Origin of the sequence: Paenibacillus sp. GCM10027630 (assembly GCF_042676305.1) — a bacterium.
In the GTDB taxonomy this organism is placed as follows: Bacteria; Bacillota; Bacilli; order Paenibacillales; family NBRC-103111; genus Paenibacillus_S.
This window is the reverse complement of sequence record NZ_JBHTGY010000035.1, coordinates 13,728-40,703: the sequence shown is the minus strand read 5'-3', so window position 1 is coordinate 40,703 and position 26,976 is coordinate 13,728. Positions and strand designations below refer to the sequence as shown.

General features: G+C 45.9%; 23 protein-coding genes. 10 read left to right on the top strand and 13 right to left on the bottom strand.

The features are described from left to right. Positions 1–88: 88 nt before the first annotated feature. Positions 89–529: a hypothetical protein gene (locus ACFQ0C_RS16950; RefSeq protein ID WP_379368252.1), complete on the bottom strand. Its 441-nt coding sequence runs from the start codon at positions 527–529 to the stop codon at positions 89–91. Positions 530–711: 182 nt separating this feature from the next. Here ACFQ0C_RS16950 and ACFQ0C_RS16945 point away from each other — a divergent pair, with 182 nt between their 5' ends. Together ACFQ0C_RS16945 and ACFQ0C_RS16940 are read left to right on the top strand one after the other, a co-directional pair. Continuing rightward, complete coding sequence (locus ACFQ0C_RS16945) at positions 712–1,632, top strand: aldo/keto reductase (protein ID WP_379368251.1); 921 nt, start codon at positions 712–714, stop codon at positions 1,630–1,632. Positions 1,633–1,790: 158 nt separating this feature from the next. Next, the gene (locus tag ACFQ0C_RS16940; protein WP_379368250.1) at positions 1,791–3,002 is read left to right on the top strand and encodes an MFS transporter; all 1,212 of its coding nucleotides are present in this window, start codon (positions 1,791–1,793) and stop codon (positions 3,000–3,002) included. Between the two features lie 439 nt (positions 3,003–3,441). Here ACFQ0C_RS16940 and ACFQ0C_RS16935 read toward each other — a convergent pair whose 3' ends face one another. The 9 genes from ACFQ0C_RS16935 to ACFQ0C_RS16895 form a co-directional block, all read right to left on the bottom strand. Continuing rightward, entirely contained in the window at positions 3,442–5,124 is a 1,683-nt protein-coding gene (locus ACFQ0C_RS16935; RefSeq protein ID WP_379368249.1) for a copper resistance CopC/CopD family protein, read from the bottom strand. Between the two features lie 32 nt (positions 5,125–5,156). Beyond that, positions 5,157–5,564: a DUF2203 domain-containing protein gene (locus tag ACFQ0C_RS16930; RefSeq protein ID WP_258218177.1), complete on the bottom strand. Its 408-nt coding sequence runs from the start codon at positions 5,562–5,564 to the stop codon at positions 5,157–5,159. Positions 5,565–5,591: 27 nt separating this feature from the next. Next, on the bottom strand, positions 5,592–6,080 hold the full coding sequence (gene nikR, locus ACFQ0C_RS16925; protein WP_379368248.1) for a nickel-responsive transcriptional regulator NikR: 489 nt from the start codon (positions 6,078–6,080) through the stop codon (positions 5,592–5,594). 204 nt (positions 6,081–6,284) lie between these two features. Next, positions 6,285–7,070 (bottom strand): carbohydrate ABC transporter permease, encoded by a 786-nt coding sequence (locus ACFQ0C_RS16920; protein WP_379368269.1) that lies wholly within the window; start codon positions 7,068–7,070, stop codon positions 6,285–6,287. A gap of 98 nt (positions 7,071–7,168) precedes the next feature. Next, positions 7,169–8,053 (bottom strand): carbohydrate ABC transporter permease, encoded by an 885-nt coding sequence (locus ACFQ0C_RS16915; RefSeq protein ID WP_258218175.1) that lies wholly within the window; start codon positions 8,051–8,053, stop codon positions 7,169–7,171. Positions 8,054–8,266: 213 nt separating this feature from the next. Beyond that, entirely contained in the window at positions 8,267–9,580 is a 1,314-nt protein-coding gene (locus ACFQ0C_RS16910; RefSeq protein WP_379368247.1) for an ABC transporter substrate-binding protein, read from the bottom strand. Between the two features lie 110 nt (positions 9,581–9,690). Continuing rightward, positions 9,691–10,869, bottom strand: a complete 1,179-nt coding sequence (locus ACFQ0C_RS16905) for a response regulator (protein ID WP_379368246.1) — start codon at positions 10,867–10,869, stop codon at positions 9,691–9,693. A 3-nt stretch (positions 10,870–10,872) separates the two neighbouring features. Next, on the bottom strand, positions 10,873–12,159 hold the full coding sequence (locus ACFQ0C_RS16900) for an ABC transporter substrate-binding protein (protein ID WP_379368245.1): 1,287 nt from the start codon (positions 12,157–12,159) through the stop codon (positions 10,873–10,875). Next, entirely contained in the window at positions 12,146–13,963 is a 1,818-nt protein-coding gene (locus tag ACFQ0C_RS16895) for a cache domain-containing sensor histidine kinase (protein ID WP_379368244.1), read from the bottom strand. Before ACFQ0C_RS16895 ends, ACFQ0C_RS16900 begins: the two co-directional genes overlap by 14 nt. A gap of 774 nt (positions 13,964–14,737) precedes the next feature. Here ACFQ0C_RS16895 and ACFQ0C_RS16890 point away from each other — a divergent pair. Both ACFQ0C_RS16890 and ACFQ0C_RS16885 read left to right on the top strand, forming a co-directional pair. After that, positions 14,738–16,963, top strand: a complete 2,226-nt coding sequence (locus ACFQ0C_RS16890) for a ribonucleoside-diphosphate reductase subunit alpha (protein ID WP_258218170.1) — start codon at positions 14,738–14,740, stop codon at positions 16,961–16,963. A gap of 427 nt (positions 16,964–17,390) precedes the next feature. Further along, positions 17,391–18,428, top strand: coding sequence for a ribonucleotide-diphosphate reductase subunit beta (locus ACFQ0C_RS16885; protein WP_379368243.1), 1,038 nt, complete (start codon positions 17,391–17,393; stop codon positions 18,426–18,428). A 1,042-nt stretch (positions 18,429–19,470) separates the two neighbouring features. Here the strand turns inward: ACFQ0C_RS16885 and ACFQ0C_RS16880 are convergent. Continuing rightward, positions 19,471–20,001: a TlpA family protein disulfide reductase gene (locus ACFQ0C_RS16880; RefSeq protein ID WP_258218168.1), complete on the bottom strand. Its 531-nt coding sequence runs from the start codon at positions 19,999–20,001 to the stop codon at positions 19,471–19,473. 2 nt (positions 20,002–20,003) lie between these two features. Further along, entirely contained in the window at positions 20,004–21,074 is a 1,071-nt protein-coding gene (locus tag ACFQ0C_RS16875; protein WP_379368242.1) for a YVTN family beta-propeller repeat protein, read from the bottom strand. A 128-nt stretch (positions 21,075–21,202) separates the two neighbouring features. On the opposite strand from ACFQ0C_RS16875, the gene ACFQ0C_RS16870 reads away from it, so the two are divergent. From ACFQ0C_RS16870 to ACFQ0C_RS16845, 6 genes are all read left to right on the top strand, one after another. After that, positions 21,203–22,174: a sulfurtransferase gene (locus ACFQ0C_RS16870; protein ID WP_379368241.1), complete on the top strand. Its 972-nt coding sequence runs from the start codon at positions 21,203–21,205 to the stop codon at positions 22,172–22,174. 15 nt (positions 22,175–22,189) lie between these two features. Next, complete coding sequence (locus ACFQ0C_RS16865; RefSeq protein ID WP_379368240.1) at positions 22,190–22,588, top strand: rhodanese-like domain-containing protein; 399 nt, start codon at positions 22,190–22,192, stop codon at positions 22,586–22,588. Further along, positions 22,585–22,845: a sulfurtransferase TusA family protein gene (locus tag ACFQ0C_RS16860; protein ID WP_171650010.1), complete on the top strand. Its 261-nt coding sequence runs from the start codon at positions 22,585–22,587 to the stop codon at positions 22,843–22,845. Before ACFQ0C_RS16865 ends, ACFQ0C_RS16860 begins: the two co-directional genes overlap by 4 nt. Positions 22,846–22,876: 31 nt before the next feature. Next, positions 22,877–23,995 (top strand): YeeE/YedE family protein, encoded by a 1,119-nt coding sequence (locus tag ACFQ0C_RS16855; protein WP_379368239.1) that lies wholly within the window; start codon positions 22,877–22,879, stop codon positions 23,993–23,995. Positions 23,996–24,117: 122 nt separating this feature from the next. Then, positions 24,118–24,321: a hypothetical protein gene (locus ACFQ0C_RS16850; RefSeq protein ID WP_379368238.1), complete on the top strand. Its 204-nt coding sequence runs from the start codon at positions 24,118–24,120 to the stop codon at positions 24,319–24,321. A gap of 81 nt (positions 24,322–24,402) precedes the next feature. Beyond that, positions 24,403–25,098 (top strand): stalk domain-containing protein, encoded by a 696-nt coding sequence (locus ACFQ0C_RS16845; protein ID WP_379368237.1) that lies wholly within the window; start codon positions 24,403–24,405, stop codon positions 25,096–25,098. Between the two features lie 138 nt (positions 25,099–25,236). Here the strand turns inward: ACFQ0C_RS16845 and ACFQ0C_RS16840 are convergent, their stop codons facing one another. Continuing rightward, positions 25,237–26,925 carry a diguanylate cyclase gene (locus ACFQ0C_RS16840; protein ID WP_379368236.1) on the bottom strand — a complete coding sequence of 563 codons (1,689 nt, stop codon included), beginning with the start codon at positions 26,923–26,925 and terminating at the stop codon, positions 25,237–25,239. Positions 26,926–26,976 lie beyond the last annotated feature (51 nt).

The following is a 26,976-nucleotide window of genomic DNA, read 5'->3' as shown; positions in this document are numbered from 1 at the left end:
CTCCCATCCCTTCGCCTGATCCTTATGTATACCTTACAAGATTCAGACAAAGGAAATATTAATAAAACATAAATTTTGTATATAAGGTTTATTTGGGGGCTGCAGCTGCCGATTTATTTTCCACCGTTACATATTCCTTTGTTCTTGTTTCACCGATTTTCCATTCAACAGCAACCTGTTCTGTGTCCTTCCAATTTTTAATAGCTCCTTTATCGACGAAGGTCAGCGGCTGGCCTAATTTGAACAAAGACGGTTCAGTAACAGGCAATGCTTTAGGTTCCTGGTCTTTATGATAGATGGTTGCCGTAACTTCTTCCATAGTTTGTTCAGTTATTGTTGTTTGCATGGACAGGATCTCGTCAAGCGCGTCTCCGTTAGTCACATATTGGATTTTTACCCTCCAATGCTCGGACTGACCCTCCAGCACTGCAGGACTTGCTCCTGTCTTGTCTATTTTCTTAGTACAAGCCGTTAACCCAGTGACAGCAGCGGTTAGTGCCAGCATCAAAATAATGATTTGTTTTCGCATTGTTGAACTACCTCCTAAGCCTTCGAAAAGCTCATTTCATCTTTTCTACTTCATAATTTGCATATTTAATCAGCATTTTATCCCAAAACTAATAGGCAATCAAGAAATTGGCTTTTTTGACTTCATGGAAATAATATCGTTAAAATATAGGAGAACACATATGATCATGGGAGGGATTCGATTTGAAATACCGGCGGTTAGGAACAACGAATTTGAAAGTATCCATCATTGGTGTTGGCACCTGGCAATTCGGAGGAGAATGGGGCAAGCAATTTCTTCAGCAAGAGGCCAATGCTATTTTGGATCAAGCCCAAGCTTCAGGCATTAATCTGATTGATACGGCGGAATGCTATGGGGACCATGTTTCAGAAGCGCTGATCGGTAATTATATTTCTCGAAAACGCCGTGAGGATTGGGTTATTGCAACCAAGTTCGGACATCACTTCAATGAAAATTTCAGCCGTAACCAGCTATGGTCCACCTCTGATGTGCTTAAGCAGCTTGAGGATTCGTTAAAGGCTCTGCGAACCGACTATATAGATGTGTATCAATTTCATTCCGGCTCAGATGAAGCTTTTGATAACGATGAGTTATGGACGGTGCTGGATAAACAGGTTCAAGCGGGAAAAATCAGGCACTTGGGCACTTCAATCGGCAGCAACGATAACCTGCACCAAACCGCGGCCTCAACCAAAGTTAACTCACAGGTCATCCAAGTCGTCTATAATCGACTGGACCGAAAGCCGGAGGAACGTGTATTCCCGTCCTGCCAGGAGCAGGATCTGGGTGTGCTGGCACGCGTGCCTTTAGCCAGCGGTTATTTGAGCGGCAAGTATAAGCCGGGAGCTGTATTCGCGGAAAATGACGTGCGCAATAACCATGACCGTGAACAGACGCTGCGTAAGCTTGAGGAAGTGTCGCATATTCGCGAGAACGAGGTGCCGGAAGGCGTCGATATGGCGACCTGGGCATTAGCGTGGTGCCTCAAGCACCCGGCAGTGACAGCCGTTATTCCAGGCTGCAAAAGCCCGGAGCAAGTGATCAGCAATGCAGCAGCGGCAGCCTATATTTCCGATTTACATCCTCAAAGCTGGAAAGAATGATCCATTATTCGCGATTATTTCCAAAGCATGATAATCCATGTTTTTCAGTAGCACCGTCCATGTAATTCGTCAACTTATCGAGGTATGCTAGTCGGAGAAGTCACTAACGGAGCTTATGCTCGACTCCGCAGCCAAGATAAGAAAGGTATTGAGAACCGATGAAGCTTTCAACCCGCATCTACCTGGACGCCGCATTGCAAAACATGAAAAGCGTATTCTTCTTCACCTTTTTGCAGGTATTAATCGCACGTTTAGGTGCAACCAATTTCCAAATAGCTTTGTCTAATTCACTTCCGCCTCTGTTCTGTGCATTGTCGTTAGCGTTTCTAACGCGACAGCTGCCGGTTACCAGAGGTGTTTTTCTTACAGGCGGTTATATCCGTCAGTTTGCATTTTTGTGCATGGCCTTTTCCGTCCTGCTTCCCAATCCAATCCCTTACTTGTTGTTTTTCTGGTCCGTCAATGCGGTATCCGTCATGGTGTCGGATGCTCAGAAGCCTGCTCTTATGCGCAGATGGGTGTCTCCCAATGATTTCTCGAAAATATTCAGTAACAATAAAATTATCGGGATCGTTATCGTCACTATCGGAAGCTTTACAATCGGGCATTTTCTTGATGCCTATAATTGGATGTTTCCAAAAAACTATGTATTTTCGATGCTAATCGGATGCTTATCCACATTTGCCGGAATGTCCCTTATGGCTGAGCTGGCTCCCAAAGAAAAACAACCGATCAAGCTTACCTGGGTACGTCCCTTTCAAGAATGTGACCGTAAAACGTGGTGGCTCGGGCTTAACAATGCGGGAATAGCCATGGTAGCTCCGCTGCTCGTCATTTATCATGTCAACGTATTGAAATTAAGCAATTCGCAGATCGCTTATTTTGTAGTCATAGCAGGTGTTGTATCGACACTGCTGCTGCCAGTTGCCCGCATGCTCATGGATCGCTTCGGCATGATGAAGGTATATGGAATAGCCATTATCGGCATGGCGCTTGCTTTACTGCCCTATGGATTTATCCATTCGTTCTGGCTGCTGCTCGTTATCCAAGGCTGGGTTGGAGTTTGCCTTGCCGTCAATGAAGTCGCTTCTCAAACCATTATGATGCGGGAAGCTGCCAAACACCGGAAAGAGATGGTCTACTTCTCTGACTTTCAGCTCGTTATGAATGCTGGTAACGGGATCGGAGCGCTCCTGTCCGGAGCACTGCTTGCCTTCTTGCCGATATGGGGCTGCTTTGTCCTCATTGCCATTACACGAGTTTTATTCTTCTTCAGCTACCGCTCGGCTGAAACCTCGGAGGCAGAAGATGTCGCGGCTGCTCACCAAAGCGTACAGCAAGGAAGCCCGGCACAATCAGCCAAAAGCTAATAAGGAAAACCATCCGGATAATCTGAATCCATACGTTGATGCATGGGGAGGAAATCCGTTGTCCTGACAACTAGCTGTGCTGCATCCACGTAAGTGGAAGCCCATAGCGGAAGGACTTGTTCCTTTACCCACCTTGGAAAGCACAAAAACAGAGAGATAACGGAACAGCCCATTCCGTTATCTCTCTGTTTTGTACATAATACTGATCATTCGCCCCAAATAGCGGAATTCCGACTTCCGCTATCACTTTAAATTGAAGGCGAGAGATTGAATAAAGGAACTTTAAGTTCCGTTCAAATCCTCGAGAGCCCCTGGCAGCTTCACCGCTCGCTAACCGTATAAATAGCCCCCAGACATAATACGTTTAAGCTCTTAAACTCTCATGTAAGTAAAGCGGTGAGCCTTTAGTGCCGTTTATAGAACGGCCATAGCTTAAGTGTTAGTACAGCCTTATTTGCTTCTGATAGACGGTCTCGTCATCATTGCTGTCCATAACACGAACCTCGATATCCCAATAGCCAGGATACGGCAGGTAGGCACCGCGCGCTTTGTACATGTGCTTTTTCATGTTATAAGATTCTTCATAAGCTTTCTCTTCTTCCGTAGTGAAGCTAAGCGGAACCTCTATGGGCGCAATTTCCGGTGTACCCTCGTTTCGCAGCTTGAGCAATACCTGCTTCGGCTTACCCAGCTTCTCCGGAAGCCACACCTTAACTGTAATGTCATTGATTCCTGGTACATTCGGTGTAATTTCTGTGGTCATGTGAATTTTCTCACCCATCACATGCCAATATAGCGGCGCGTTCGCCGGGAGCGGTGTCAGATAAGTAAATATACCGACAATACAAGCGATCAGAAGCGCTAAAACCGCATCAATCCGAAGCAGGTACGAAACCTTCTCGATGGTGCGCTTACGGTACAGGATACGCAGAGTCAGCCCGGTTAACATGACAAGCAGCACGAGGGCGCTTTTGACCAAAAGCATTTTACCCCACTGGGTTTCTACCAAATAGGCGATATCCGGCAGGAAAATCAGAACTATAAAAACACCGGATACGATCAATAGAGCCATTGAAGCCAGAGCAGCCGATGAAAACCGCAGAAAAAATACTTTCGCATCCTCTTTGCTACGGCGCCAAAGCACAAGCAGCATTAGTAAACCACCCATCCATATAGCCGCTGCTGCCATGTGGACCACATCAAGCATTATTGTTTGTGATTGAGGTGCAAAAGCAGCGGCATGGCCATTCAAGCTTTTAAACAGCCATAAAAGAACAACCCACAGCATATCCATCCATGTATTCCGATAAAGTACGATAAAACCAAGCAATGACAGTACAAGGCTGCTCAGCCATATGTACCCGATCCCCGTTGATGTAAACAGTGCTGCCATTGCTTCAGGGCCACCGTCTCCGACCATTGCGTAAATATGTGTAAACATGAACAACAGAAAAGCAATCAGGTAACCGCGCTGCAGCTGTACAGCCCAGCCTTCGAGCACAGGACGAACATTCCCGATATTTCTTAGACCAAAACGCAGCCATAGCACCCAGCCAGTAAACAGCAGCATTGTCACATAATAGAGAATACGGGACAAATAATTAACGATGTCCAAAATCCCCATTTCCTTGGATAGCCCTTGAGAATGCATATGCTCCATATTGGAAGGAACCATGCCTGGCTGTTGACTTAAGCTCTGTCCTACAGCAAATATATAGGTTCCTTCAACGGGATGACCGTCCGCAGAAATCACATGATAAGTTACTATGTAATTGCCTGTTTCCAGCTTGGGCAGCTCCAATTCCAACACCATTCGGTTTGCGTTGAGCTTGGCTTTGCTAGCAGTAACTGGCTTTTGCTTGGAGTCAAAAACCTTGATGTAATAAACCCCGTCCTCGAGCCTTTCATTAAAGGTTAGAATGACGCTTGGGGGGGCTTGCTGCAGCTCGGCATTGGCAGCCGGGACCGCATTCGTCAGGCTCGTATGGGCATAAGCTTGCTGCGGTGCTATTCCCCCTAAACACAACGAGAATACAAGTACAACCAGCAGAAAGACGCATAAGCTGTTCCATGAAAGCTTTCGTTGTTGTTTCGATGCTATGATTGCTATTGCGCTAGCCATTATGTCTATAAACCTCCTCCATCGTCTCCAGGCTATTCTTCAGTTAGCTTCCTTCTTCCTGCGAACCCATCATGAAGCCCGTGATAATGAGCGACACTTTCCTCGCCTTGACGCCAACAAAGCAGTACCTCCTGACCGTTTAACAAGGCCGGAAAATCTATCAGTCCTGAATCGATATCCTTTAATTGAACTCCTTTGAGCTCAAAGCTGCTAAGCAATGTATTTCCTTCCAGCTGCAGAAAATCCATTTCACACTCCAATGTAAAATAAGGATCACTGCCTTCCGGCAAGCCCCCTTGTTTTTGATGATAATCCTTCAGCTGGTGAAGCTCTTCATATTTATCACGGTATTGCTTCTTGATGCCTTGCAGTTTCTCCAGCTCCAGCTTCACCAAAGGCAGCAATGCGTTCGCTTCCGCCAAAGTAAAATAAATTTTCATACGGTTCTCCTCCGTTTTCGATCCGGTCTACTTGTCATGATTGTGACTGTGAGTGTGTGTATGATGATGTGCATGATCATGAACAGCAGCCTGCTCCTGTCCATCCACGTGCGTTACTGACAGCTCGGCATAGCTAACCCCTTTGAGCACCTGAATGCGCTGTTGAAGCTCGCGCAGTCTTCTAACAACGCCTCTTACTACAATAACCTCCAAGCATTGATGAGGATTCAGATGGATATGCATAGTGGAGTTAATCTCAGAATGATAGTCATGCTGCAGCTCCGTCAGAACAATAGGCAGATCGCTTACATGATGATCGTATACCATTACAATAGTTCCTGCCGCTAATTGCTCGGATACGATATGGGACGGTGCAAGCAGCGCTCTGCGCACCAAATCCCTGACCGCCTCGGAGCGATTGTCATATCCTTGATCAACAATTAAGGCATCGAACTGCTCAATCAGTGATTGCGGCATCGATATGCCGAACCTGACGAGTGATTCCTTCTCGGTCATTGTGCTCTCCCCTTTTCCGCTAACCATTTCTTCTTGCCCTAAATGTAGCACATTAGGAAGTACCAATCCAAGTTATTCACATATATGTAAAAAAGGCGCTGGAAATATGAGAGTTTCGAAGAGTGCTGCTTTTATAAAATTAAAAAAAGAGCTCCTTCCATCACGCAATGTGATAAGAAGTGCTCATTTTTGGAATCCTGTTAATCAATCCTTGACTGAGCCCTGCATCAGACCGGAAATAAACTGCCTGCTGAACAGAGTGAATACAATAACCAGAGGAACCGTCGCCATTAGTGTAGCAGCCATAACCATCGAATAGTCAGTGCTGTACACCCCGTTCATCGAGGCGATCAGCATTTGAATGGTGAATTTATTTTGTACCGAAATTACAACCAGCGGCCACAAGTAATCGTTCCAGGAGCCCAGAAAGGTAATGATGCCCAGCGTCGCCAGAGCAGGCCGTAAAATCGGCAGCGCAATGCGCCAGTACAGGTCGAACGTGTTGCAGCCGTCAATACGTCCGGCATTGATCAATTCGTCATGGATGACGGATTGAGAATACTGCCTCATCCAAAATATGCCGAACGCGCTTGCCGCTCCCGGTATTATCAATGCCTTCAGCTCATTAATCCAACCCAGCTTCTGCATGATGATAAACTGCGGGATCAGTCCCAACTGCTGCGGTACCATCATCGTGAGCAGCAAAAACATAAAGAGCGGGCCTTTGGCCGGAAAAGGGAATTTCGCAAACGCAAAGCCCGCCATCGAACAAAAGAAGAGTACGATTAACGTATGCAGCCCCGCCACAGTCAATGTATTGAAAAAGGATTGAAAGAAGTCGACTTTATTCAACACTTTACCGATATTGATGAGCAACTGGTCACTCGGCATCACGCGTGGCGGAAATCGGAACATATCTGACGTTGTGGCCGTAGACATTACAAGCAGCCAGTAGAACGGAAATAATGAAATCAGCGAGCCTGCGCACATGCCCGTGTATACGAAAAAGGTTCCCAGCCGAAAGGAAAACCTCGAAGTTATAGAAGGAGTTCTCAAGGCAGCTGACGCTTTGGATGCTGTAGAAGCCATCAGATCCCCTCCCCTCTGGAAACGAACTTCCAATTCAAGAATGAAAATACGGCAATAATCAGGAATAACATCCACGCTATCGCCGAAGCATAGCCGAACAAATGATTTCCGAACGCCTGATTATATAAGTAAAGCACGAGTGTAAGTCCGCCCTTCGTTGCACCGCCCGAAAGACCTACCAGTATGGCCGGCTCCGTGAACAGCTGCATGCCGCCAATCGTTGACAAAATAACGGTAAACAAAATAATCGGGCGCAGCAGCGGCAACGTGATATAAAAAAATTGCTGCGGCCTGCTCGCTCCATCAATCGTTGCAGCCTCGTACAGATCGCCCGATATACTTTGCAGCCCCGCTAAATAAATAATGGCGTTGTAGCCTGTCCATCGCCAAATCACCATGAGCGATATGGCCACCTTGACCCAGAACGTATCGTTGATCCAATCGATTGTGGGCAGTCCAATTGCGGAAAATAACCCGTTAAGCAACCCGAACTGTGCTCCGAAAAATGAACCGAAAATGATCGAAACCGCGACAATCGATGTAATATTCGGCAGAAAAAAGATGGCCCGGAACGTATTTTTAAACCTCATGAACGAAGCGTTTAACAAGAACGCAACTACAAGCGCCAAAAACAATTGAGGCAGCGTTGACAGAAACCAGATGATGAATGTGTTCCCTACCGAGTTCCAAAAATCCGGGTCATCCGTCAGCAGATTGCGGAAGTTGCGCAGCCCTACAAACTCCATCTGCCCCAGGCCGTCCCAGGCATGAAAAGCCAAATATAACGAAAACAAAATCGGAAACAGGCCAAATACAATAAACAACAAATAAAAAGGCGATATCATCAGATAAGGAGCCGCGTATTGTTTTAAAGCCTTCATCATTCACACCTCCTTAGTGTAAGAAAAGCTTCTGATCGAAGCCCTTTCGAGGAAGATACATTCGTGACTAAGTTGTAGCTTTTCTTGCAATATCAGACTTGTTCAGCTCTGCTGAAAATGTATAAAGTCTGATATTATAAAAAAGAAAGCAGAGTGAGCGTTGCAGGTGTTCCTGCACCTCACCCTGCCCTTAAGCAGCATTCATTTGCCGCTCAGTTACTTATTTTTCAGCTTAGCTTTGGCTTTCTCGATAAGCGCTGCAAATTCTTTATCAGGGTCCTTGCTCTTATCGACTGTAACAGCCTGCATCCCATCGCTTAATATCGTCTCAACCGTTTGATAATCCGGTCCTTTCCGTTGTACCTTAACCTCCTTGGCAACTTCCGAGAACAGAACGCCAAGCTTCTGGTTACCCCAGAACTCATATCCCTGCTCTGTAATCGCCTTGTCGCCGTAAACGGACGGAGCAGAAGGGAAGTTGCCTGACAGCTTGAACACTTCCAGCTGCTGTTGGGGTGAAATTAACCAGCTGATTGCCGTGTAAGCTTCTTTCGCATATTTCCCTTGCTTCGGAACGGTTAAGAAAGAGCCTCCCATGTTTCCTGTGCCTTCCGGTATTTTAGCGGCGCGCCATTTTCCTTTTGTATCAGGAGCCCGAGTTTCCACATGGCCACGTCCCCAGGCCGCCGATATATAAGTCCCGATTTTGCCGGAATTCAGTGCAGCAGAATATTCCTGCAGCGCATTTTTTTGGTCAAAAGAGCCGGCAATACCCATTTGATGCGCTTTTTTATAATATTCCAAAGCCTTTTTTACTTGAGCGTTTGTATCAATAATCAGCTTGTCGTCTTTGTCAAAGTAAAGCTCGTTGCCCTGGTCGCGGATTGCACCGTACAGTTCATACGGATTCGATAAAATATTAGTGCCCGTCTTCTCCTTAAGCACCTTGCCGGCTGCAAGGAAATCATCCCAGTTTTTAATTTTAGCTGCCACATCATTCGGTTCAAAAGGAAGTCCTGCTTGCTGGAATAGATCCTGACGGTAGTACAAGACCATCGGTCCGATATCCGTAGGTAAACCTAATTGCTTATCTCCAACCATGGATTGCTTCCATTTCCATTCCAAGTAATCTTTAGCAAGACCTTTGGCTCCGAATTCGTTCAAATCATAAAACTTATCGGGATATTTCAAAAACTGATCAATCTGCGAAATATCGATCATGGCGATATCCGGAGCACCCGACCCAGCCGACAACGCAGTCAGCAGCTTGCTGTGGGAATCTTCCCATTTATAAATTTGCGGAATAATCTCGATGTTCGGGTGTGTTTTGTTGAATTCAGGAATAATTTTTTCAAACGAAGCCCCTTGCCAAAACCACATTTGTAATTGAACCTTTTTGCCATCATTACTTTTTGCAGTCCCATCAGCCGACTTGGCAGCATCCCCTCCACCCATTCCACATGCGCTTAGAAGCAAAACAAGCGATAATAACACCAGAAAAAATGACTTTCCATTCTGCAGACTTTTCATCGATAGCGCTCCTTTCAATAGTCGGCCCTCTAAGAAAGCCCTTACATTTATTATAGGATGCGGTCTGTTTACGAGTATAGGTGACCATTCTTAGATTTCTTGCAGTATTGTTAGGAACTTACCGAGGCTGTCCGATAGTCGTTGGGCGACATGCCTTCCACCGTTTTAAACATGCGGCTGAAATATGCCGGATCCTTATAACCTGACAGCTCGCATATCTCGTACATTTTAAGATGTGTTTCCCGCAGCAGCCGCTTAGCTTGGGTTAGGCGATATTGCGTTAAGTATTGGGAATAAGTCAATCCTGTCTCCTGATGAAATAGATTGCTTAAATAATTGGCATTCACTTGGTAAGTTTGAGAAAAATCAGCAAGCTGGGCCCCGCCGGCATATTCATTGTGGACGTAGGCAAGCAGCGCCCGAACAATCGGGGCAATGGTTTCTCCGGTTTCCGTTCGTCTGGACAATTCCGTAAAGCCTAAGCTGATCATGCTGCGGATATACATCAGGCTGAGATCTTTGATTTCCGTTGCATAACCGCCGTAGCCGCTTTTAACTGGAAGACGCAGCTTTTCACTAATCCAGACGGCCGTCTCCTTCACCTGTCGATCCCAAGCTTCCTTATCAAAATTATCCGTAAATAAGACAACCGTAATGAGCCGGTCCTCAAGACAAACTACAGCCGATCCCAGCCTGCTAAAAGCCTCATACGCGCAGCTGCGGATAAAATACCGTACGCTGGCTTCGCCAAGCGATTGCAGTTCCTTCGTGGAAAAGGAAACGAGCACTATTTTATCGTAAGAAGGAATTAAATTCTCATCAAAGGTTGGAAGCGGTACATCGTGCAGCAAATCATGGATACGCTTCTCCAGCAGAGCTTGATTGCGAATTACTTTTACTTGCCGATCCTCCCGGCGCTGCCGGTATTTCATGTAAGCTGCGGCGTGGATCTCCTCGAGCTTTTTCTTGGAAAGCGGCTTCAGCAAATATTCCGTCACTTGATGCTGTACAGCCAGCAGCGCATATTCAAACTCCGCATGTCCAGTCAGCACATACACGTCGGTTTCCGGGTACTGCGCACGAATACGGGCTGCAAGCTGAAGCCCATCCACACCCGGCATACGAATGTCGGTTATAACTAATTGAATCTCATGCTGCTCCAGCAGCTTGATCGCTTCAAAGCCATCCTCAGCTTCGAATACCGTACTGACGCCCTCCATCATCGAAAGCACTCTGCAAACCGACATCCGCACATTCGGCTCATCATCCACGACAAGTGTACAAAACATGATTCACTCTCCTTTTGCTTGCTCATGAATTTGTTGGAGGACTGAAGTCCAGGCACGAACAGGATCCATACCTTCCCCTTCTACCCTGCGCAGTCCGTCTCTCACTATTCGGTCAATACGGCTGAAGTCCATTTCTTCATACTCGGCCTTATAACGAAGCGCTGAATATGAATACAATTGTCCCACTGGAGCATTATGGAAAAAAGGATCGCGGACATCAAGAAAGCTTGCCGACGCATACGATTCGGGGGTTGACGGAAAATTACCGTTTGCCATAAAATTGCTCAACTGCTGTTGAGGCGCTGTCAACCATAATGCAAGCTCATATGCCTCTTTCGGATAACGGCTCGACTTGGGGACTGACAGGAAGCTGCCCTGCCAATTGGAGGACTGGCCTGGAGCACGGGCCAGATCCCATTTGCCGCTTGTTGCCGGCGCATTCTTCTTCATCGCTCCATGCACCCAAGACGGAGCCAATACAGCGGCAAATTGCCCGGATACAGCTCCCTCTGCCCATGCCGGAGTTTGGGAGGGCAATCCTGCATTCAAGCCAAGCTTATGAAAGCGTACGGCCCGGTCCCAAGCTTCTTTCATACGTGTATTCATCGCTATATGACCCGAAACCTGTGCAGAAAATGGCGAATCCTCAAACTGGTTCATATAGGTGGAATAAACATTTGATAAATTATCGAATAAAAACACCCCGGTTTTCTCTTTCAACAGCAGCCCGGCCCTCTCAAAATCATCCCAGCTGCCAAACGCACTGCTTACCTCTGACCGCTCATAAGGCAAGCCTGCCGCTTGAAACAAATCGTGACGATACGCCAAAGCAACAGGGCCAATGTCGGCAGGCATTCCGTATAGAAATGTACCATCCTTGCTTTCCGCTTGACGCCACTTCCATTCCAGATAATGAATCCTCTCGTCCCCAAAGTCATACATGTTGTAAAAATACATCGGGAACCGTTTTAACTGGTTCAATTGTGAAACGTCCAACAAAACAATGTCAGGAGCATCGCTTCTGGTTGCGAATGAGGTTTTCAAGCTTGGCACCATATCATCGAATTGAGCGATAGTTACTTCGACATCGATATTATGATGGCTCAATACGTAGGCTTTAATGGATGTTTCAAGTCCACTGCCCGGCCATAGCCAGACACGGAGCGTTGTTGCAGGTGCCGCTGACTTCACGTTAGGAAGCGCAAGCTGCGGCGTACATCCGGTTAAAGCCATAAGAAGCGTCAGCAAGAGCATGACAGGAACAAAGCTATGGAAGCTACGCAGCGCCATCCCCTCCTTTACCTTCATTTCTGACCGAATCATGCCCGCTCGCATGGAGCGGTAGTGTCAATACGACACGCAAGCCTCCAACCGGGCTCTGCGACAGAGTCAAACCATAGGGCAGACCGAAGAAAGCCCGGATTTGCTTATGCAAATTTGTAAGACCGATGCCTCCGCCCTTTTCTTCCAGCAGATGCTCCGCATGAATCCGTGCTTCCAGAGCTCTCCATGCAGGCTCATCCATACCCTCACCATTATCCTCTACAGAGCAATACAGCATGTTGTTACTGCTGTATAAATGGACTCGGATGTACCAATGCCCCCCTGCCTTCCTCTCCAGCCCATGGTGGAACGCATTCTCAACAAGCGGCTGCAGCACCAGGCGGATCACCTGCTGATCCTCTAAGCCTGGCTCGATCTCCATATCCACGCTGAATTTCTCCCCATACCGCGAACGCTGGAGCAACAGATAGCGTTCCAGTTGGGCCAGGTCCTCCCGAAGCGTCACCAGCTCCGAGGACGGGTGAACGCTGTAACGAAGCAGATCGCTTAGCGCAAGAGTCATTTCCTGCGCTGCATCGTAGCGCTTATCTTCGATCGTCCAATAAATCAGATTCAGTGAGTTGTACAAGAAATGTGGACGGAATTGCGCCTTCAAAGCTACAAGCTGCGCACGCTGCTCACTTATTTGCTGTTCGGATAAACGTTCTATAACCTCTTCGAGCTGATTCACCATCCGGTTATAGTTATCATACAGAAATGAAATTTCACGGCTGGCAAACCGCTTTTTTATAGGGAGAATACGTTCAAGGCCTATGCGGTTCATTCCGCCTGCCAAATGTCGGATAGGCTTCGTCAAGCTCCACGTAAAATAAGCTACTAGTATAAGCGCTATCACAATGCCAACCGCAATCGTCAGCAGGGCATTGATCCAGATTTGTGCAGCGTCACCGTATACAGCCTCCCGCTTGAAGTAAGCTATAGTCGTCCAGCCGCTGTAAGAGGATGTGGCATAAGTCACATACATTCGCTCACGTTCTTCCCGTGTTGTCCATTCGAAGAACGGCTGCGCATTGCCCCCAAACTTCGCAAACAATCCTTGATCGGCCGCTGTCCCAATCTCGCGGTGCTCGGTTGAATAAACGATATTGCCCGAGGAATCCATCACTTGAACTTTCCGTTCGATACGCTGCCCCGTTTCTCCGATAATCCTGTTAATTTTTTCAACCGGAAAAACGACGAATTGATCGCCTATCACTTTCAAATCACGCTGATCCTTCAATTTTCTAGCCCCGATGATCGCCGGAATTTCCCCGTCCCGCCAAGCGGGTCCGTAAACCCAGAGCATACGGCCATCCATTCGGTCAACTTTGCCAAACCAGGTAACAGACCCCAGTTCATCATAGTTGCGCCAAAACAATTGCAGTGACTCATTCGAAGCGTAGGCAACTCCGTTAAGCCCAAACAAATGAATCAGCATATCATTTGCAATATAACGCACTTTCTCCGCCATGTACCTGTTAAGCCCGATTGTATCTGTAGCATCAGGAATGCCGGATGTCCCGGTTAATGTTTTTTGCACTCTTTCATCAAACGCCATCATTTGTGAAAATTGATCGTACTGTCGAAGCAATACATCGATTTTGGCTGAAAGCTGTTCCACCGATTCCTGGGTATACCCTGCAGACCGGTTCAGTACCATTTGAGAGGCGAGACGGTAGTTAAATATGTTAGTAAGAGCTATCACCAACACGGCTATAACGAACATACCGGCCAACAGCTGGACAAATATCGGCAGCGGACGGCGAAACATAGATGCTCACTCCTTTTCCGGTTATCTGGGTACAACAACAAACCAAACTTTTTATTGGAATAAATGGAAATTAATAGCGTACGAAAACAATTAATTCGCTCCTGTCAGCATGTATTCCTTCTTTTGTTTCTCACCTGTTGGCAGCTGTAGATTTGTCTTCAAATGACAAGTTAAAGGCAGTAGGTCTAATCACCTATTTTTTGTTTCTACGTCATTTTGTCACTTTTATAGTCATCTCTCGTTTTTATTCAAAAACCCTGTATTACTTCGTGAATGCTTCATTTTTGACGTTTTGAAATCGCTTCCATAACTCTTTTCTGTCGAAAATTAATAGATTGACAGGCACCATATATTGAGGTAAATTCTTCTTACGGCTTTATCGGCAACTAGATATTGTGGAATCACACATTCCTCACGTCAAATTTTGTCATTAGTAGTTTAATAGGGTGATCAACACAAGCCCCGTGCGGCCTCACAACCAATATTGAGGATATTATGTAACAAATCGCACTTTACTTCTAAGTCAGAAACTCCCTATTTACTAATAGACGCTATCTGCATATTGTGTGTTACATACGACAAGTCAGCAATGTCCTTGTGTTCGCATTAATGTTTAGTTCAACCCGAGAAAACAGGTATCAAACTCCGCATTGCTGCAAACCATCAATGGTTATTGGCATGTGCCTGCAAGGACAGGGGCGGCATGCTTTTTCATTTTATGCGGAACTAGATTTTGTTTATCCCATCTTTGCTCGAAAAGGAGTAGGTAGTAGGATGATTATTGTTAAAAGAGACGGTACTAAGGAAGAACTCGTATTTTCGAAAATGAAAAAGGTAATTGACTTTGCTAGTGAAGCTTATCCTGAGTGCGATCCGCTTGAGCTGGAAACCGCTCTGCTTCCGTTGTTCCGCAATGGCATTACCACAAAAGAAATTCAACGTCTATTAATCCAGGTTGCTGTTGAAAAAACCAGCGTGGAACAACCTACTTGGCAATACGTTGCCGCTAAGCTGCTCGCCTACGATTTATATAAAGAAGCCCGTACAAACCGTAAATACGGCCACTTCGGTTATGGGGACTTGTATTCCCTCGTTACGTATTTAACCGATATGGGATTATACGGCAAGTACATTCTGGAGCATTACTCTCGTGAAGAAATACAGGAGCTTGGAGCCTATATCAAGCCCGAGCGCGATTACCTGTTGAATTATATCGGACTCAAAACCTTATCGGATCGCTATTTGATCCGCGGCGTTGATAAAGAAGTGCTGGAGCTTCCGCAAGAGCTATTTATGGGCGTTGCTATGCATCTGGCTATGAAAGAAGCGGATAAGCTGAAATGGGCCAAGCAATTCTATGATGTCCTCAGCAAGCTGGAGATGACAGTAGCAACACCTACTCTTGCCAATGCCCGCAAACCGCTGCATCAATTGTCCAGCTGCTTCATCGATACTGTACCTGATAATCTATGGGGCATTTACAATGTAGACCAAAGCTTCGCGCAGGTATCCAAGCATGGAGGCGGCATGGGAATTTACGTTGGGAAAGTACGCAGCCGCGGCTCCAACATTCGTGGTTACAAAGGCGTAGCCGGTGGCGTTGTGCCTTGGATCAAAAACTACAACAATACCGCTATTGCGGTTGACCAATTGGGAGTCCGCTCCGGTGCAGTAGCCGTTTATCTGGATGTATGGCACAAGGATATTCTTGATTTCTTGAATCTCAAAACAAACAACGGTGACGATCGCATGAAGGCGCATGACATCTTCCCCGGCGTGTGCATACCCGATCTGTTCATGAAGACGGCTCAAGAAAGAGGCACCTGGTACTTATTCGATCCGCATGAGGTCCGTAAGGTCAAAGGCTATTCCATTGAGGACAGCTGGGGTGAAGAATGGGAAAGCCGTTACTGGGATTGCGTGAATGACGATAAGATTTCCAAGGATGAAATTCCGGCTATCGATATTATGAAGCGGATCATGACAAGCTCGTTCGAAACGGGCACACCGTTCCTATTCTTCCGCGATACCGTGAACCGTGCAAACCCGAACAAACATGCCGGAATGATTTATTGCTCCAACCTGTGCACAGAAATTTGCCAGAATATGAGCGCAACCGAGCTTGTTGAATCCAACCATGAAGACGGCATTATAACGAATCAAGTGAAGAGCGGTGACTTTGTTGTCTGCAACCTGTCCTCAACGAATCTTGGGCGTGTTTATACCAAAGAAGATATTGAACGGGTTGTTACCACACAAATCCGGATGATGGATAACGTTATCGATCTCAATTATTATCCAATCCCGCAAGCCGAAATTACTAATAAAAAATACCGTGCAGTCGGACTCGGTTCCAGCGGTTATCATCAAATGCTTGCACAGCTTAAAATTTTGTGGGAAACCGACGATCACATTGCCAAAGCGGATGAAGTGTATGAATGGATGAACTATTACGCGATCAAGGCCTCCATGGAAATCGCCAAAGAAAAAGGCGCCTTCCGAGTGTTCGAAGGCAGTGAATGGCAAACAGGCGCTTATTTCGAAGCCCGCGGCTATGATAGCCCGGAATGGCTCGAGCTCAAGGAGCAGGTTGCCAAGCACGGTGTGCGTAACGGCTGGTTGTTCGCTATCGCCCCTACTGCATCCACTTCATTGATCGCTGGTTCGACTGCCGGTATCGATCCAATCTTCAACAAGTTTTTCGTAGAAGAGAAGAAAAATGCCGTGATTCCGCAAACGGCTCCGAATCTTAATGCCGATACCATGTGGTACTACAAGGAAGCTCATCGTATTGATCAGCTTTGGAGCATTAAGGCTGCCGGTGCTCGCCAGCGCCATATCGATCAGGCTCAATCATTCAACTTATACATCACGCCAGAGCTGTCCGCCAAGGAATTCCTTGAGCTGTATATGGCCGCTTGGGAAAACGGCTTGAAAACCGTTTACTACGTTCGTAATAAAAGCCTTGAGATAGAAGATTGTGTAAGCTGCTCCGCTTAATGGCATACTAATTTTTGTCTGAGCTTGATCCAGAAGAGGTATGGTCTAGAGGGTCTAGACTTGGTAGTTGAAGTCCTTCCGGCGGCGTTATATTACGCCGCCAAAGCAGCAGCGAAGCGAACTGCTCATGTTTAAGGTTTAATGTTTGATCTTTAAATGGTTGCATCTATTAGAAGTAGAGCGTGTACTTACCGACAATTTGCCTTGTGCAAATTGTCGGTAAGTACGTAAGCGGGCCCTTCCACCCAATAAGCTCATAAACCAATGCACCAAACGTTAAGCGTGTAGGAGGAAGACAGGGCGCAAGCCCAAGTCATTCCTCCTACAGACGCGATCCGAACAACAAAAAGTAACTCCCAAACAACGGGGGTCCAGGGGGCAGCGCCCCATGGGGTCCCCCTTGCAGGGGGATTTAGGGGGTAGTCCCATGGACTTAAACAAGAAAAAGCTTTTCAACGAACACGGTGACCGTGACTGGGGAAAACGCCGCATGATTGGCGGAAACACAACAAACCTAATCGAGCTGAACAACGTCAAATATGACTGGGCCACAAAGATGTACCGGACGATGATGAACAACTTCTGGATTCCTGAGGAAATCCCTTTGGCTCAAGATGCTAAGGATTATAAGTTTCTTTCGCCGCATGAACGTCAAAGCTATGATAAGATTATCAGCTTTCTGATTTTTCTCGATTCTCTGCAGACCTCCAATCTGCCGAATATTAACGAATATATTACAGCTCCAGAGGTTAATCTTTGCTTAACCGTACAAACCTTCCAGGAAGCCGTTCACAGCCAAAGCTATTCTTATATTTTGGACAGTGTATGCTCTGCCGAAGTTCGTGATGAAATATACAATCAATGGCGAGAAGACAAGCACTTGCTGCGCCGCAACCGGTTTATAACCGACTTGTATGAAAGCTTTATCGAAGAGCCGACAACGCAAAATTTATTAAAAGCGATTATGGCCAATTACATATTGGAAGGCATCTACTTCTACAGCGGCTTCAGCTTCTTCTATGCACTTGGACGCCAAGGCAAAATGCTTGGAACGGTATCGGAGATAAAATATATTCAGCGGGATGAGCTGACCCATCTAGCTTTATTCCAAAATATTTTCCGCGAAATTCGCAAAGAAAATCCGGAGCTGTTCACCGAAGAGCTTGTTGAAGATCTGCGTAATATGATGAAAACGGCTGTTGAGCATGAAATAGAGTGGGGCCAATATATTACCGACAATCAGATCAATGGTCTTAGCAATGAGATTATCGAGCAATACATTAAATACTTGTCCAATGAGCGTATGCGCAAGCTTGGTCTTGACATCCTGTACCCAGAGATTGAAGATCATCCAATGAAATGGGTTGAAAGCTTCAGCAACATGAATAGTATGAAAACCGACTTTTTCGAACAAAAAGTAACGAACTACAGTAAATCCTCCAGCTTAAACTGGGACGATCTATAGTTCTTAAGCCATAATATACGTAAAAAAGGGGCTGTCCCAAAAGTCATTTTGAGACAACCCCTCCACCATTTTATCCTGAATAGATGGTAGCAAAAGAGCCCTCAATTCCACTTTAATAGTTGAAGGCTTTTTTGCATATTCTTGGGTATTCTTAGTGATGAATAAGATGAGATCGCTTTCCAGCGCGTGCTAATCGCTGATATCGGGTTCGTGGTACATGGCTCATGGTTCGGTTACGGCATTGCATGGCAGTCTTGCGCACTCTGTGCAATTATCAGGAAAATATCAAGTTAGTTACTCCGAAAATAGCGTTCCAAGCCTTATAGCTGGAATTTCTCATGCTAATTCTACGTATTTTGGCTGATATCCACCATATCACCTCTATTAGAGTTAGTTTTTTTTTTCCAGTTAGATGGATTTCAGGCGATATCCACGCTGGATTAGCGTTACAATTTCCATCTATTTCTTTTCCTTCCGCAGCGGCCCCGACAAATCCTGGTCTCCTCTAGATTGAAAGCAGCCTTTGAACATCGCTTCTCGCCCCATCCCTTAAGCAACATCCAAAAAGCGGCCGAACTCATTTATGGATTTTCAAACCCTCACTCTGAGGGGAATTTCCCTACAAAAAAGACGCTTCCATTTCCGCTTACATGGTGGTTTTGGAGGCGCATTTGTTCATAATTTGGAACTGATTCATTCATTGATACCCTTTTGGGACAGCCTCTTTTTTCTGTTCTGCGTATAAGAACAAACTCGTACATTTGTGCGTGATCCCCATTAAGCGGCAGATCACTCGCTTAGGGGAAGAGAGATGCGCTATTTCAATGTGTAAACGTTATTTTTCAAGTGAAACGGAACTAGGATCACTTATTTACTTAAAATACGGCATTTTCAGCTTATTAAATAGGGAATAGCGTATCGTAGTTCCGTGACTTGATGAATTTAGATCGGATACAAGATAATAGCGAATTGACGTTCCACTAGTAAGTTAACAAAAAAAAGAGACCGACTTTATCGATCCCCTGCTTCTCGTAGTACTTGGTTACTTGCTAAGCTCAAGAATTCTCTCCTCCAAATGCTTTGGCTCCACAACATTTATGATCTCTGTGACGTTCCCTTTTTTGTCAATTAGAAAGCTGGTCGGAATCGCTCTGTACTGATACAAATCCTGGCTTCGTCCCTGATAGTCCAGGAGCACTGGAAACTTGAAATCAAACTCCTTAACCATCTTCCTCGCATCCGCCAATTCATCCTGCGACGTTACATTAACCGCATAAATGTCGAAGCGATCGCTGTATTGATCGTACAGCCTCTTTAAATCCGGCGCTTCCTCCCGGCAGGGGACGCACCACGATGCCCAGAAGTTCAAAAGCAGAGGCTTTTCGCGCTCTCCCCCTACTTTGTAGGTTTGACCGTCCAAAGCAGGCAGCTCAAGCAATGGAGCCGCAAGCCCTGGCTGTGGACCCACACCTGCTGGCCTGGCGGCCCTTTCCTGGCGTATTGAGATCGTCTGAAAAACGGCCAAACCGGCGAGCACAACTAACACTCCCATGATGATCCAATTACGCTTCATAGCTAGCAGCTTCCTCCAATACCCGGCAATGCCTTCAACTGAATGCCATGCGGCTGCGCCCCAACCTTAATATGCTCGACGACCTCTTGTTTGATGGTATCGATTACAATCACCTCATCGGAACCGCTTAGCGTCACATAAGCTTTGGTCTGTTGGCGGTTATAGGAAATATGCCTCGCACCGGCCAAGCCGTTAATCGTCTTGAGTGTTTTACCATTGGTTAGATCAACAAAGCTGACAGCATTGCCTTCCATGCTTGTTACAATTGCGGTTAGTCCATCTTCAGAAACGGCAACATCAGTAGCTCCCTGTGCCACATTGATTTTACTCAACAGCTTCCCGTCAGCGGTATTGTATACCTCCAACGCATTATCTCCGGCGGTCGGGACATATAATTTCTTCCCATCATCACTGAGCCTGATGGCACGCGGTATTTTTCCAGTCGGAATGGTCATCATGACTTGTTTGCTTTTTACATTCACGACATATACTTTATGATTCTCATGGTCGCTCACGTACAGCTTATCTCCAAATAATACGAGGTAATTGGTTTTGGCACCTTGACCTAAATCAATGGTTCCAGCTTCCTTGCCCTCCTTCGTATCCACAAGGTAAACAAATTGGTCGGCAACAGCAGCAACATACAGCATTTTGTTATCGGGTGAGAGGACCATACCATGGGGCATCGGACCAACCGGCACTTCCTTCTCAACCTTTAGAGTTTGTGTATTGATAAAAGAAATGGTGCTGCTCATCATATTCGCAGCATAGGCTTCACGCATCGTTGTAGAAAACACGATTGTCGATGGCGCCTCGGCAAGTGGAATACTGCCAACCACCTTGCTCGATACCACATCAATCACGGAAAGCTTGTTCTCTTTTTCACTCGGCACATAGAATTGAACGCTCGTTAATTTACCGGCAGCGGATTGCGAATTATTCGCATTATCCCCGCCAGCCCCTGCTTTTGACTGCAAGCGCTGAGCAGCCTCTTGTTTGGTCTCCATCGCACAGCCGCTCATAACTACAGATAGGGAAACGGCGAGCATTATTAGTTTTTTGGCATCTAACATTTGCAGGCTCTCCTCACAACTTTAAAAAGTTCACAAAATTAATCATTGTAAATCAATCGGAATTAATGATATTATACAGGGTATAAAGCTTTGAAATCAAGAAAACATTTCATCTTGGGGGAAATCATATGAAAAAAACATTCATTCTCATTCCATTACTTGCATTAACGCTTGTCACCGCTGCATGTGGTCAGAAACAATCGGCCACTCCAGCATCAACACCACCGGCCTCTAACGCCGCCAAACCAGAAGCCGCTGCTGCAGCCATCAAGGCCACCGATCCATATCCTAACGCGGCACTGCTTGCTGATGTCAAGTGGACCGAAGAGCATCTGAAGGACGGCAAAGTGAAAATATTCGACACCCGTGCAAAAGGCTATGAACAAGGTCATATTCCAGGTGCATACGCTTTGAACTCCGGTCTATTAAAGGATTCGGCCAATAACTCAATTGCTTCAAAAGAGAAAATCACCGAGCTATTCCAAGGCCTTGGCGTTAACAGTGACACAACGGTGCTGCTATATGATGAAGGCAATTCCTTGAACGCAAGCCGTGTTTTTTATGCACTTGAATATTATGGACTCAAGGATCATGTTAAAGTATTAAATGGCGGCTATGCAGCCTGGTCAGCCGCAGCGAAGGAAGTATCCACCGATACGCCTCCAGCCCCTGTTAAAGGAAATTTTGCAGCTGTCCCCAATGATAAGCTAGTTACGACAAAGGAGCAACTTAAGGCACTGAATTTGCAGCAATGTGTGCTGCTGGATGTTCGTTCAGCCAAGGAATACAGCGGTGAAGACCTGCGCGGAAATAAAAAAGGCGGGCATATCGATAAAGCGGTCAACAGGGAGTGGAGTGACGCAATAGATGCCAACTCTTCCGACGGTGTGCCAAGATTCAAAAACTATCAGGAATTAAGCAAAGCATTCGATCAAACTGGAGTCGATAAAAGCAAAACTATCGTTCCTTATTGCCAAACCAATATCCGTGGGGCACACACTTACTTCACCCTTCGCCTGCTAGGCTACTCCGATGTTCGTCCTTATGAGGGCGCATTTGCAGAGTGGGGCAATGCGGATGATACCACGGTTGTGAAATAGAGAGGAGAAAACTCCATGGCTCAAATTATTGAAGGCATTTCACATTTGGACTCTCATGAGCTCAAAAATATTTTAGACCAAACTGACAATCCGGTGATTGTTATTGATGTCCGGGAGCCGGAAGAATATGAGGCTGCTCATATTTCCGAGCTTCCTCTAATCCCCATGGGCGACATTATTGATGTTATTGATCGTCTGGATAAGAACAAGGAATATGTCTTTGTATGCCGCAGCGGCCGCCGCAGCTTCGAGGTTGCCAAATATTTCAGTACTAATGGCTTTGAGCGTGTCCATAACCATCTGGGCGGGATGCTTGATTGGCAGCAGCAGGGACATGACATTGCGGTTGGTCCCTCCGACTTTGTAATAGAAAGTTTAAATCCTGAACAACTAGAAAGGAAGAACAACAGATGAGCTTAAATGAACAGCAATTACTTGAATTAAAACCGGATCATATAGTCGATGCAATCGGCGAAGTTTGCCCTCATACGTTGAATCTTGCACTTGCTGGATTGAAACGCGCCAAGTCAGGAGAAATCGTCGTTGAGATTACAGATCATTCCATTGCCACCAAAACAATTCCGGCGGCTGTTAAAATGAACAAATACGGGGAATTTCTCGGTGTCGCCAAAAAAGGCGGAAACTACCACATTTTCATCAAAAAGGCTTAGTTTATTTTAAAAGGTTAGGATGTTGACATCGATGGCTTATACTTGGGATGTATTTTTGTTGGCCGCCATCTTCGGGTTTCTGTACGGATTTCTATTGCAAAAAGCAGACTTCTGCTTTGTCGCCTCGATCCGCGACTGGATCAGCGTAAAAGATACGCGCATCTTGAATGGTGTGCTCGTTCTGATTGCAACAGCTCTGCTGGGCTGGGGTTTGATGCTGACGCTTGGAATTAAAAGCGTATCCGATATATGGACAGTACCTTTAGGCGGTGCTAATCTGCTCGGCGGTATTTTATTTGGAATCGGCATGACAATTGCCGGCGGATGCGGCTCGGGAACACTTTATCGCTGCGGCATGGGTTATGTTCAATTTTGGATTGTTCTATTCTTTGCAATTGCCGGCAATTTATTGTTCGCCCTTCTATATGATCCGTGGGCTCGAGATGCACTAAAGCCTCTTACTATTGCAGAAAACGGCTATACTCTGTTTGCATGGCCGCTGCCCTATTATGTACTTCCTGCTGCAATTGTGATTCTGATGCTGGTTATCGTCATTTATCGTTTCGGTATTTCCGGTCTGCTAAGTGGAATCAAATCGGCATTGACCGATTGGGAAGGCAGCCCGCTGAAGCAGTCTCACTGGGATATCAGACTAGTTGCCTTTTTGATAGGCGTTGTTGCAACCATTCAATTCGCTCTTATGTCCAATGTAAGCATTACAGGGCCAGAGACGAGAATCGGTGCCGTTGCTCTGGCACAGCTCCTGGGCGATGACTTTGTATTTAACAATACGTATCTTAATGCTTTGTTTGCCGAATTCCCGAGAATTGGGCTTGGTCCTGAGGAAACGCTTGTTATATTTCTCGTAATCGGATCATTCGCAGCTTCTCTCTTAAGCGGTAGCTTTAAATTACGTATCCCGCGTGCTTCGCGGATGCCCTTTGCTATAGGCGGCGGTTTATTGATGGGAATCTCCTCCCGTATCGCCCCCGGCTGCAACATCGCCAATGTCATTACGGGTATCGGCGGCTTATCCATAAGCAGCGTACTCGTCTTGATAGGCATGATTATTGGCATCGTCATTGTCGTTGCTTTTGTTTTCAAAATGCCGTTGATGCTCTTTCAGCGCAGCGATACTTTTCAAGATTGATAGCTCTGGCTGGTATAGCCCCCTACGTTTGTGCGTAGGGGGCTTCTTTTGTTTCATGCAAACACTATTTATGATAGAATAGTCTTCTAAAGTACGCACATTTATTTGAGGGGATACTCAAAATGGCTCAAAACCGTCGACTTATAACCGATCAAGATTTTCAAGAGGCACTGGAGAGACAACGCGCTATTCGTGTTTTTCAAGACGACCATGTCGTAGACTCAGGTGGGATCATCATCCGATTTGACGATAGTCTTATTGTTACTCAATCTGGAGTCAGTGAAATCTCCTATCATCAGAGGTCGCTTTGCGAATTTTTGAAATGAAAAAAAGATAAATTGAAAAAGTCCAACTCCAATACACTACAATAACTCAATACGTTCATAAACAGAGGAGTCCTGAGAATTATGAAAAGACATAAACTGTATGTAGGGGTATTATCGATAGCAATGTTGCTTGCAGGCTCCGTAGGAGTCTATGCGGGAAGCAACCTGCAAGAAATCAAAGCTTATTTAAACGGAGACATTACCTTTCAATTAAACGGCGCTGACTGGTACCCCCTGGATGAAACAGGCCAGAAAGTACTGCCCATAACTTATAACGGATCGACTTATGTCCCGCTTCGTGCCATATCACCAGCCTTCAACGCACCTATTGACTATGATGCCGACACGAATACGGTCATTTTAGGCAAAAGAGTAGACGGTGTTAATGAAACCTCGCCCTTGACAGCCATTACTTTTACGGCATCACAAAAAAGCTTAATCGCGCAGCAGTTCCAAAATCTCAGCGGCTTTAAAGCATATATCCCGACAAAAATAGTTGCTGGAGACAAATACAAAGGGACTGGAAGCTCCGAAGACTCCGTCCGTCATATATTTAATCATATGATTATCATGGAGAGTCCACGAGATTACTCCTCCTTATATGAAGGAACGGATGTAGCATTGTCCAACAACGTTTCTGCAAAATGGATTAAACCAAGTGATACGGATATGCTTGTGTTCAAACGTGGCGATACTTATATTTCTATTTTTTCCGAAGACCACACTTTAAGTAAAGAGCAATTACAAGACATTGCGGCCAGTATGGTTGAAGTATAATTTAATCCGATTGCATAGAAAATAATACATGAAAAAAGAGCATCTCGGGACCATTAAATGGCACGAAGTGCTCTTTTTATATGAATGCAATTCCGATAAAAGCACGGTTGCTTCGCTTCTAAATAAGTATAAGCAAAGTTATGCAAGCTCCAGCATCTGCTTCACCTTGAATTCCAGTTCAACCATCGAAAACGGCTTATGCATGTAAGCATTAACGCCTAGCTGCTGGCCTTTGGACATATCTTCATCACGGCTGCGACCCGAAAGCATCAGAATTTGAAGCTCTTCTGGCATTGCTTCTTCCTGCTTTAATCGATTCAACATTCCAAATCCGTCCAGCCTTGGCATTACACCGTCTAATATACACAAATCCACGGGCTGCGCTTTAATAATGGTGTAGGCTTCTTCACCGTCAACCGCCTCAATGAATTGAACCGGGAGATGCTGCAGCTTGGAAACTAGAATCGAACGCAGGATTCGATCATCATCGGCTATCAATACTGTCTTCTTGCGTGTCTCCACCCCAGCCGAAGCTTCAGAAAGCGCGGCTGACATATCATCCGCATACAATAGAACACGATCTCTCCCGCTTTGCTTAGCGGAGTACATAGCATCATCGGCTCGTCTAATCCACTCAGCTACCGACATGCCTTCGGACCATTCGCAAACTCCGGCCGAGAAAGTAATATGGAAGGCTTGGCCTTCATATTGGGCAACTGGGCCTGCATGGGTATGCTGCAGCATAGTTTCCATTACTTTTCTCGCATCCACTCCCGTCACTCCTGGAAGCACAATAACAAACTCTTCACCACCAAAACGCGCAAGTAAATCGGTTTCCCGCAAATGATTTTGAAGCAAATGCGCCAATCCCTGAAGCACAATATCTCCGATATGATGCCCGTGCGTATCATTGATTGATTTAAACCGGTCAATATCGATAAATGCTAACGAAATGGGCGAAGGATAACGTTGAATACGCTGCAGCTCAGCCAAAATTTGATGATCGAAGAAGCGTCGGTTATAGGCACCTGTCAACGGATCGCGAAATGCCATCTGCTCAAAATTTTTCGTCCGTTTTAACAGGCCGTATATTCGTGCGCTTAATTCTTCATACTGGAAGGGCTTGGTTATATAATCATCCGCACCCAAATAAAAACAACGAACCTTATCATTGATATCGCTGCGTCCGGAAAGCACCACAAGCGGCACCCATTTTAAGGTAGGATCCTCTTTCACAAATTCGAACAGTTCATAGCCTGATTGTGGATGCATCATCAAATCTATAGTAATGAGATCATATGTGAATTCTCGCAGCAGCCTTTGGGCGCTAGCAACATCTCTTGCATCATCTACTATATAACCTTCCAGAGTAAGACGACGGACAAGGTAAGAACGAAGTACCTCATCATCATCTATAACCAGGAGACGGCTGCCATGAGCAACGGCAGAGCCTTGCAATAGCTTCTGGTCCTGTTTATCATCCAAATCCAATTCCTGAGAATAAACATCCAATTCCATCGCAAGCTGTTGCAACCATACAGCTCCTTCAGAAACAGTTGATTGAAACCCAACTATTACGGACGTATTGGTGCTGGATAGCGTCTCTTGACCCTGCGCCCATTCCCATTGCTGAACAAGCTTTTCTGCAATATCTCCGATTCGTACAAATCCGAACATCGGCGCGCTGCCTTTTAAAGTATGTACCAACCGGTAAATCTGGAGAGCTGTATCGAAAGTTATGTTCTCGTCTGTAGCAGCAAACAGCTCTCGAAGCCTGTCCAACTGTTTGCGAAGCTCCACCACATAACGCTTTCGTCCTTCTTTCATCAATCTTGCTTCTTTTTGTATCCGCTCTTCTTGAGTTGTGTGCCGCAAAGC

Excerpts from the sequence above, each read along its gene's own strand:
- ACFQ0C_RS16900 (WP_379368245.1), bottom strand. The coding sequence starts at position 12,159 with ATGGCGCTGCGTAGCTTCCATAGCTTTGTTCCTGTCATGCTCTTGCTG.
- ACFQ0C_RS16885 (WP_379368243.1), top strand. The coding sequence starts at position 17,391 with ATGGACTTAAACAAGAAAAAGCTTTTCAACGAACACGGTGACCGTGAC.
- ACFQ0C_RS16850 (WP_379368238.1), top strand. The coding sequence starts at position 24,118 with ATGGCTCAAAACCGTCGACTTATAACCGATCAAGATTTTCAAGAGGCA.
- ACFQ0C_RS16855 (WP_379368239.1), top strand. The coding sequence starts at position 22,877 with ATGGCTTATACTTGGGATGTATTTTTGTTGGCCGCCATCTTCGGGTTT.
- ACFQ0C_RS16940 (WP_379368250.1), top strand. The coding sequence starts at position 1,791 with ATGAAGCTTTCAACCCGCATCTACCTGGACGCCGCATTGCAAAACATG.
- ACFQ0C_RS16920 (WP_379368269.1), bottom strand. The coding sequence starts at position 7,070 with ATGTGCGCAGGCTCGCTGATTTCATTATTTCCGTTCTACTGGCTGCTT.
- ACFQ0C_RS16890 (WP_258218170.1), top strand. The coding sequence starts at position 14,738 with ATGATTATTGTTAAAAGAGACGGTACTAAGGAAGAACTCGTATTTTCG.
- ACFQ0C_RS16895 (WP_379368244.1), bottom strand. The coding sequence starts at position 13,963 with ATGTTTCGCCGTCCGCTGCCGATATTTGTCCAGCTGTTGGCCGGTATG.
- ACFQ0C_RS16840 (WP_379368236.1), bottom strand. The coding sequence starts at position 26,925 with ATGAAAGAAGGACGAAAGCGTTATGTGGTGGAGCTTCGCAAACAGTTG.
- ACFQ0C_RS16905 (WP_379368246.1), bottom strand. The coding sequence starts at position 10,869 with ATGTTTTGTACACTTGTCGTGGATGATGAGCCGAATGTGCGGATGTCG.
- ACFQ0C_RS16865 (WP_379368240.1), top strand. The coding sequence starts at position 22,190 with ATGGCTCAAATTATTGAAGGCATTTCACATTTGGACTCTCATGAGCTC.
- ACFQ0C_RS16880 (WP_258218168.1), bottom strand. The coding sequence starts at position 20,001 with ATGAAGCGTAATTGGATCATCATGGGAGTGTTAGTTGTGCTCGCCGGT.
- ACFQ0C_RS16910 (WP_379368247.1), bottom strand. The coding sequence starts at position 9,580 with ATGAAAAGTCTGCAGAATGGAAAGTCATTTTTTCTGGTGTTATTATCG.
- ACFQ0C_RS16860 (WP_171650010.1), top strand. The coding sequence starts at position 22,585 with ATGAGCTTAAATGAACAGCAATTACTTGAATTAAAACCGGATCATATA.
- ACFQ0C_RS16935 (WP_379368249.1), bottom strand. The coding sequence starts at position 5,124 with ATGGCTAGCGCAATAGCAATCATAGCATCGAAACAACAACGAAAGCTT.
- ACFQ0C_RS16930 (WP_258218177.1), bottom strand. The coding sequence starts at position 5,564 with ATGAAAATTTATTTTACTTTGGCGGAAGCGAACGCATTGCTGCCTTTG.
- ACFQ0C_RS16950 (WP_379368252.1), bottom strand. The coding sequence starts at position 529 with ATGCGAAAACAAATCATTATTTTGATGCTGGCACTAACCGCTGCTGTC.
- nikR (WP_379368248.1), bottom strand. The coding sequence starts at position 6,080 with ATGACCGAGAAGGAATCACTCGTCAGGTTCGGCATATCGATGCCGCAA.
- ACFQ0C_RS16875 (WP_379368242.1), bottom strand. The coding sequence starts at position 21,074 with ATGTTAGATGCCAAAAAACTAATAATGCTCGCCGTTTCCCTATCTGTA.
- ACFQ0C_RS16845 (WP_379368237.1), top strand. The coding sequence starts at position 24,403 with ATGAAAAGACATAAACTGTATGTAGGGGTATTATCGATAGCAATGTTG.
- ACFQ0C_RS16870 (WP_379368241.1), top strand. The coding sequence starts at position 21,203 with ATGAAAAAAACATTCATTCTCATTCCATTACTTGCATTAACGCTTGTC.
- ACFQ0C_RS16915 (WP_258218175.1), bottom strand. The coding sequence starts at position 8,053 with ATGATGAAGGCTTTAAAACAATACGCGGCTCCTTATCTGATGATATCG.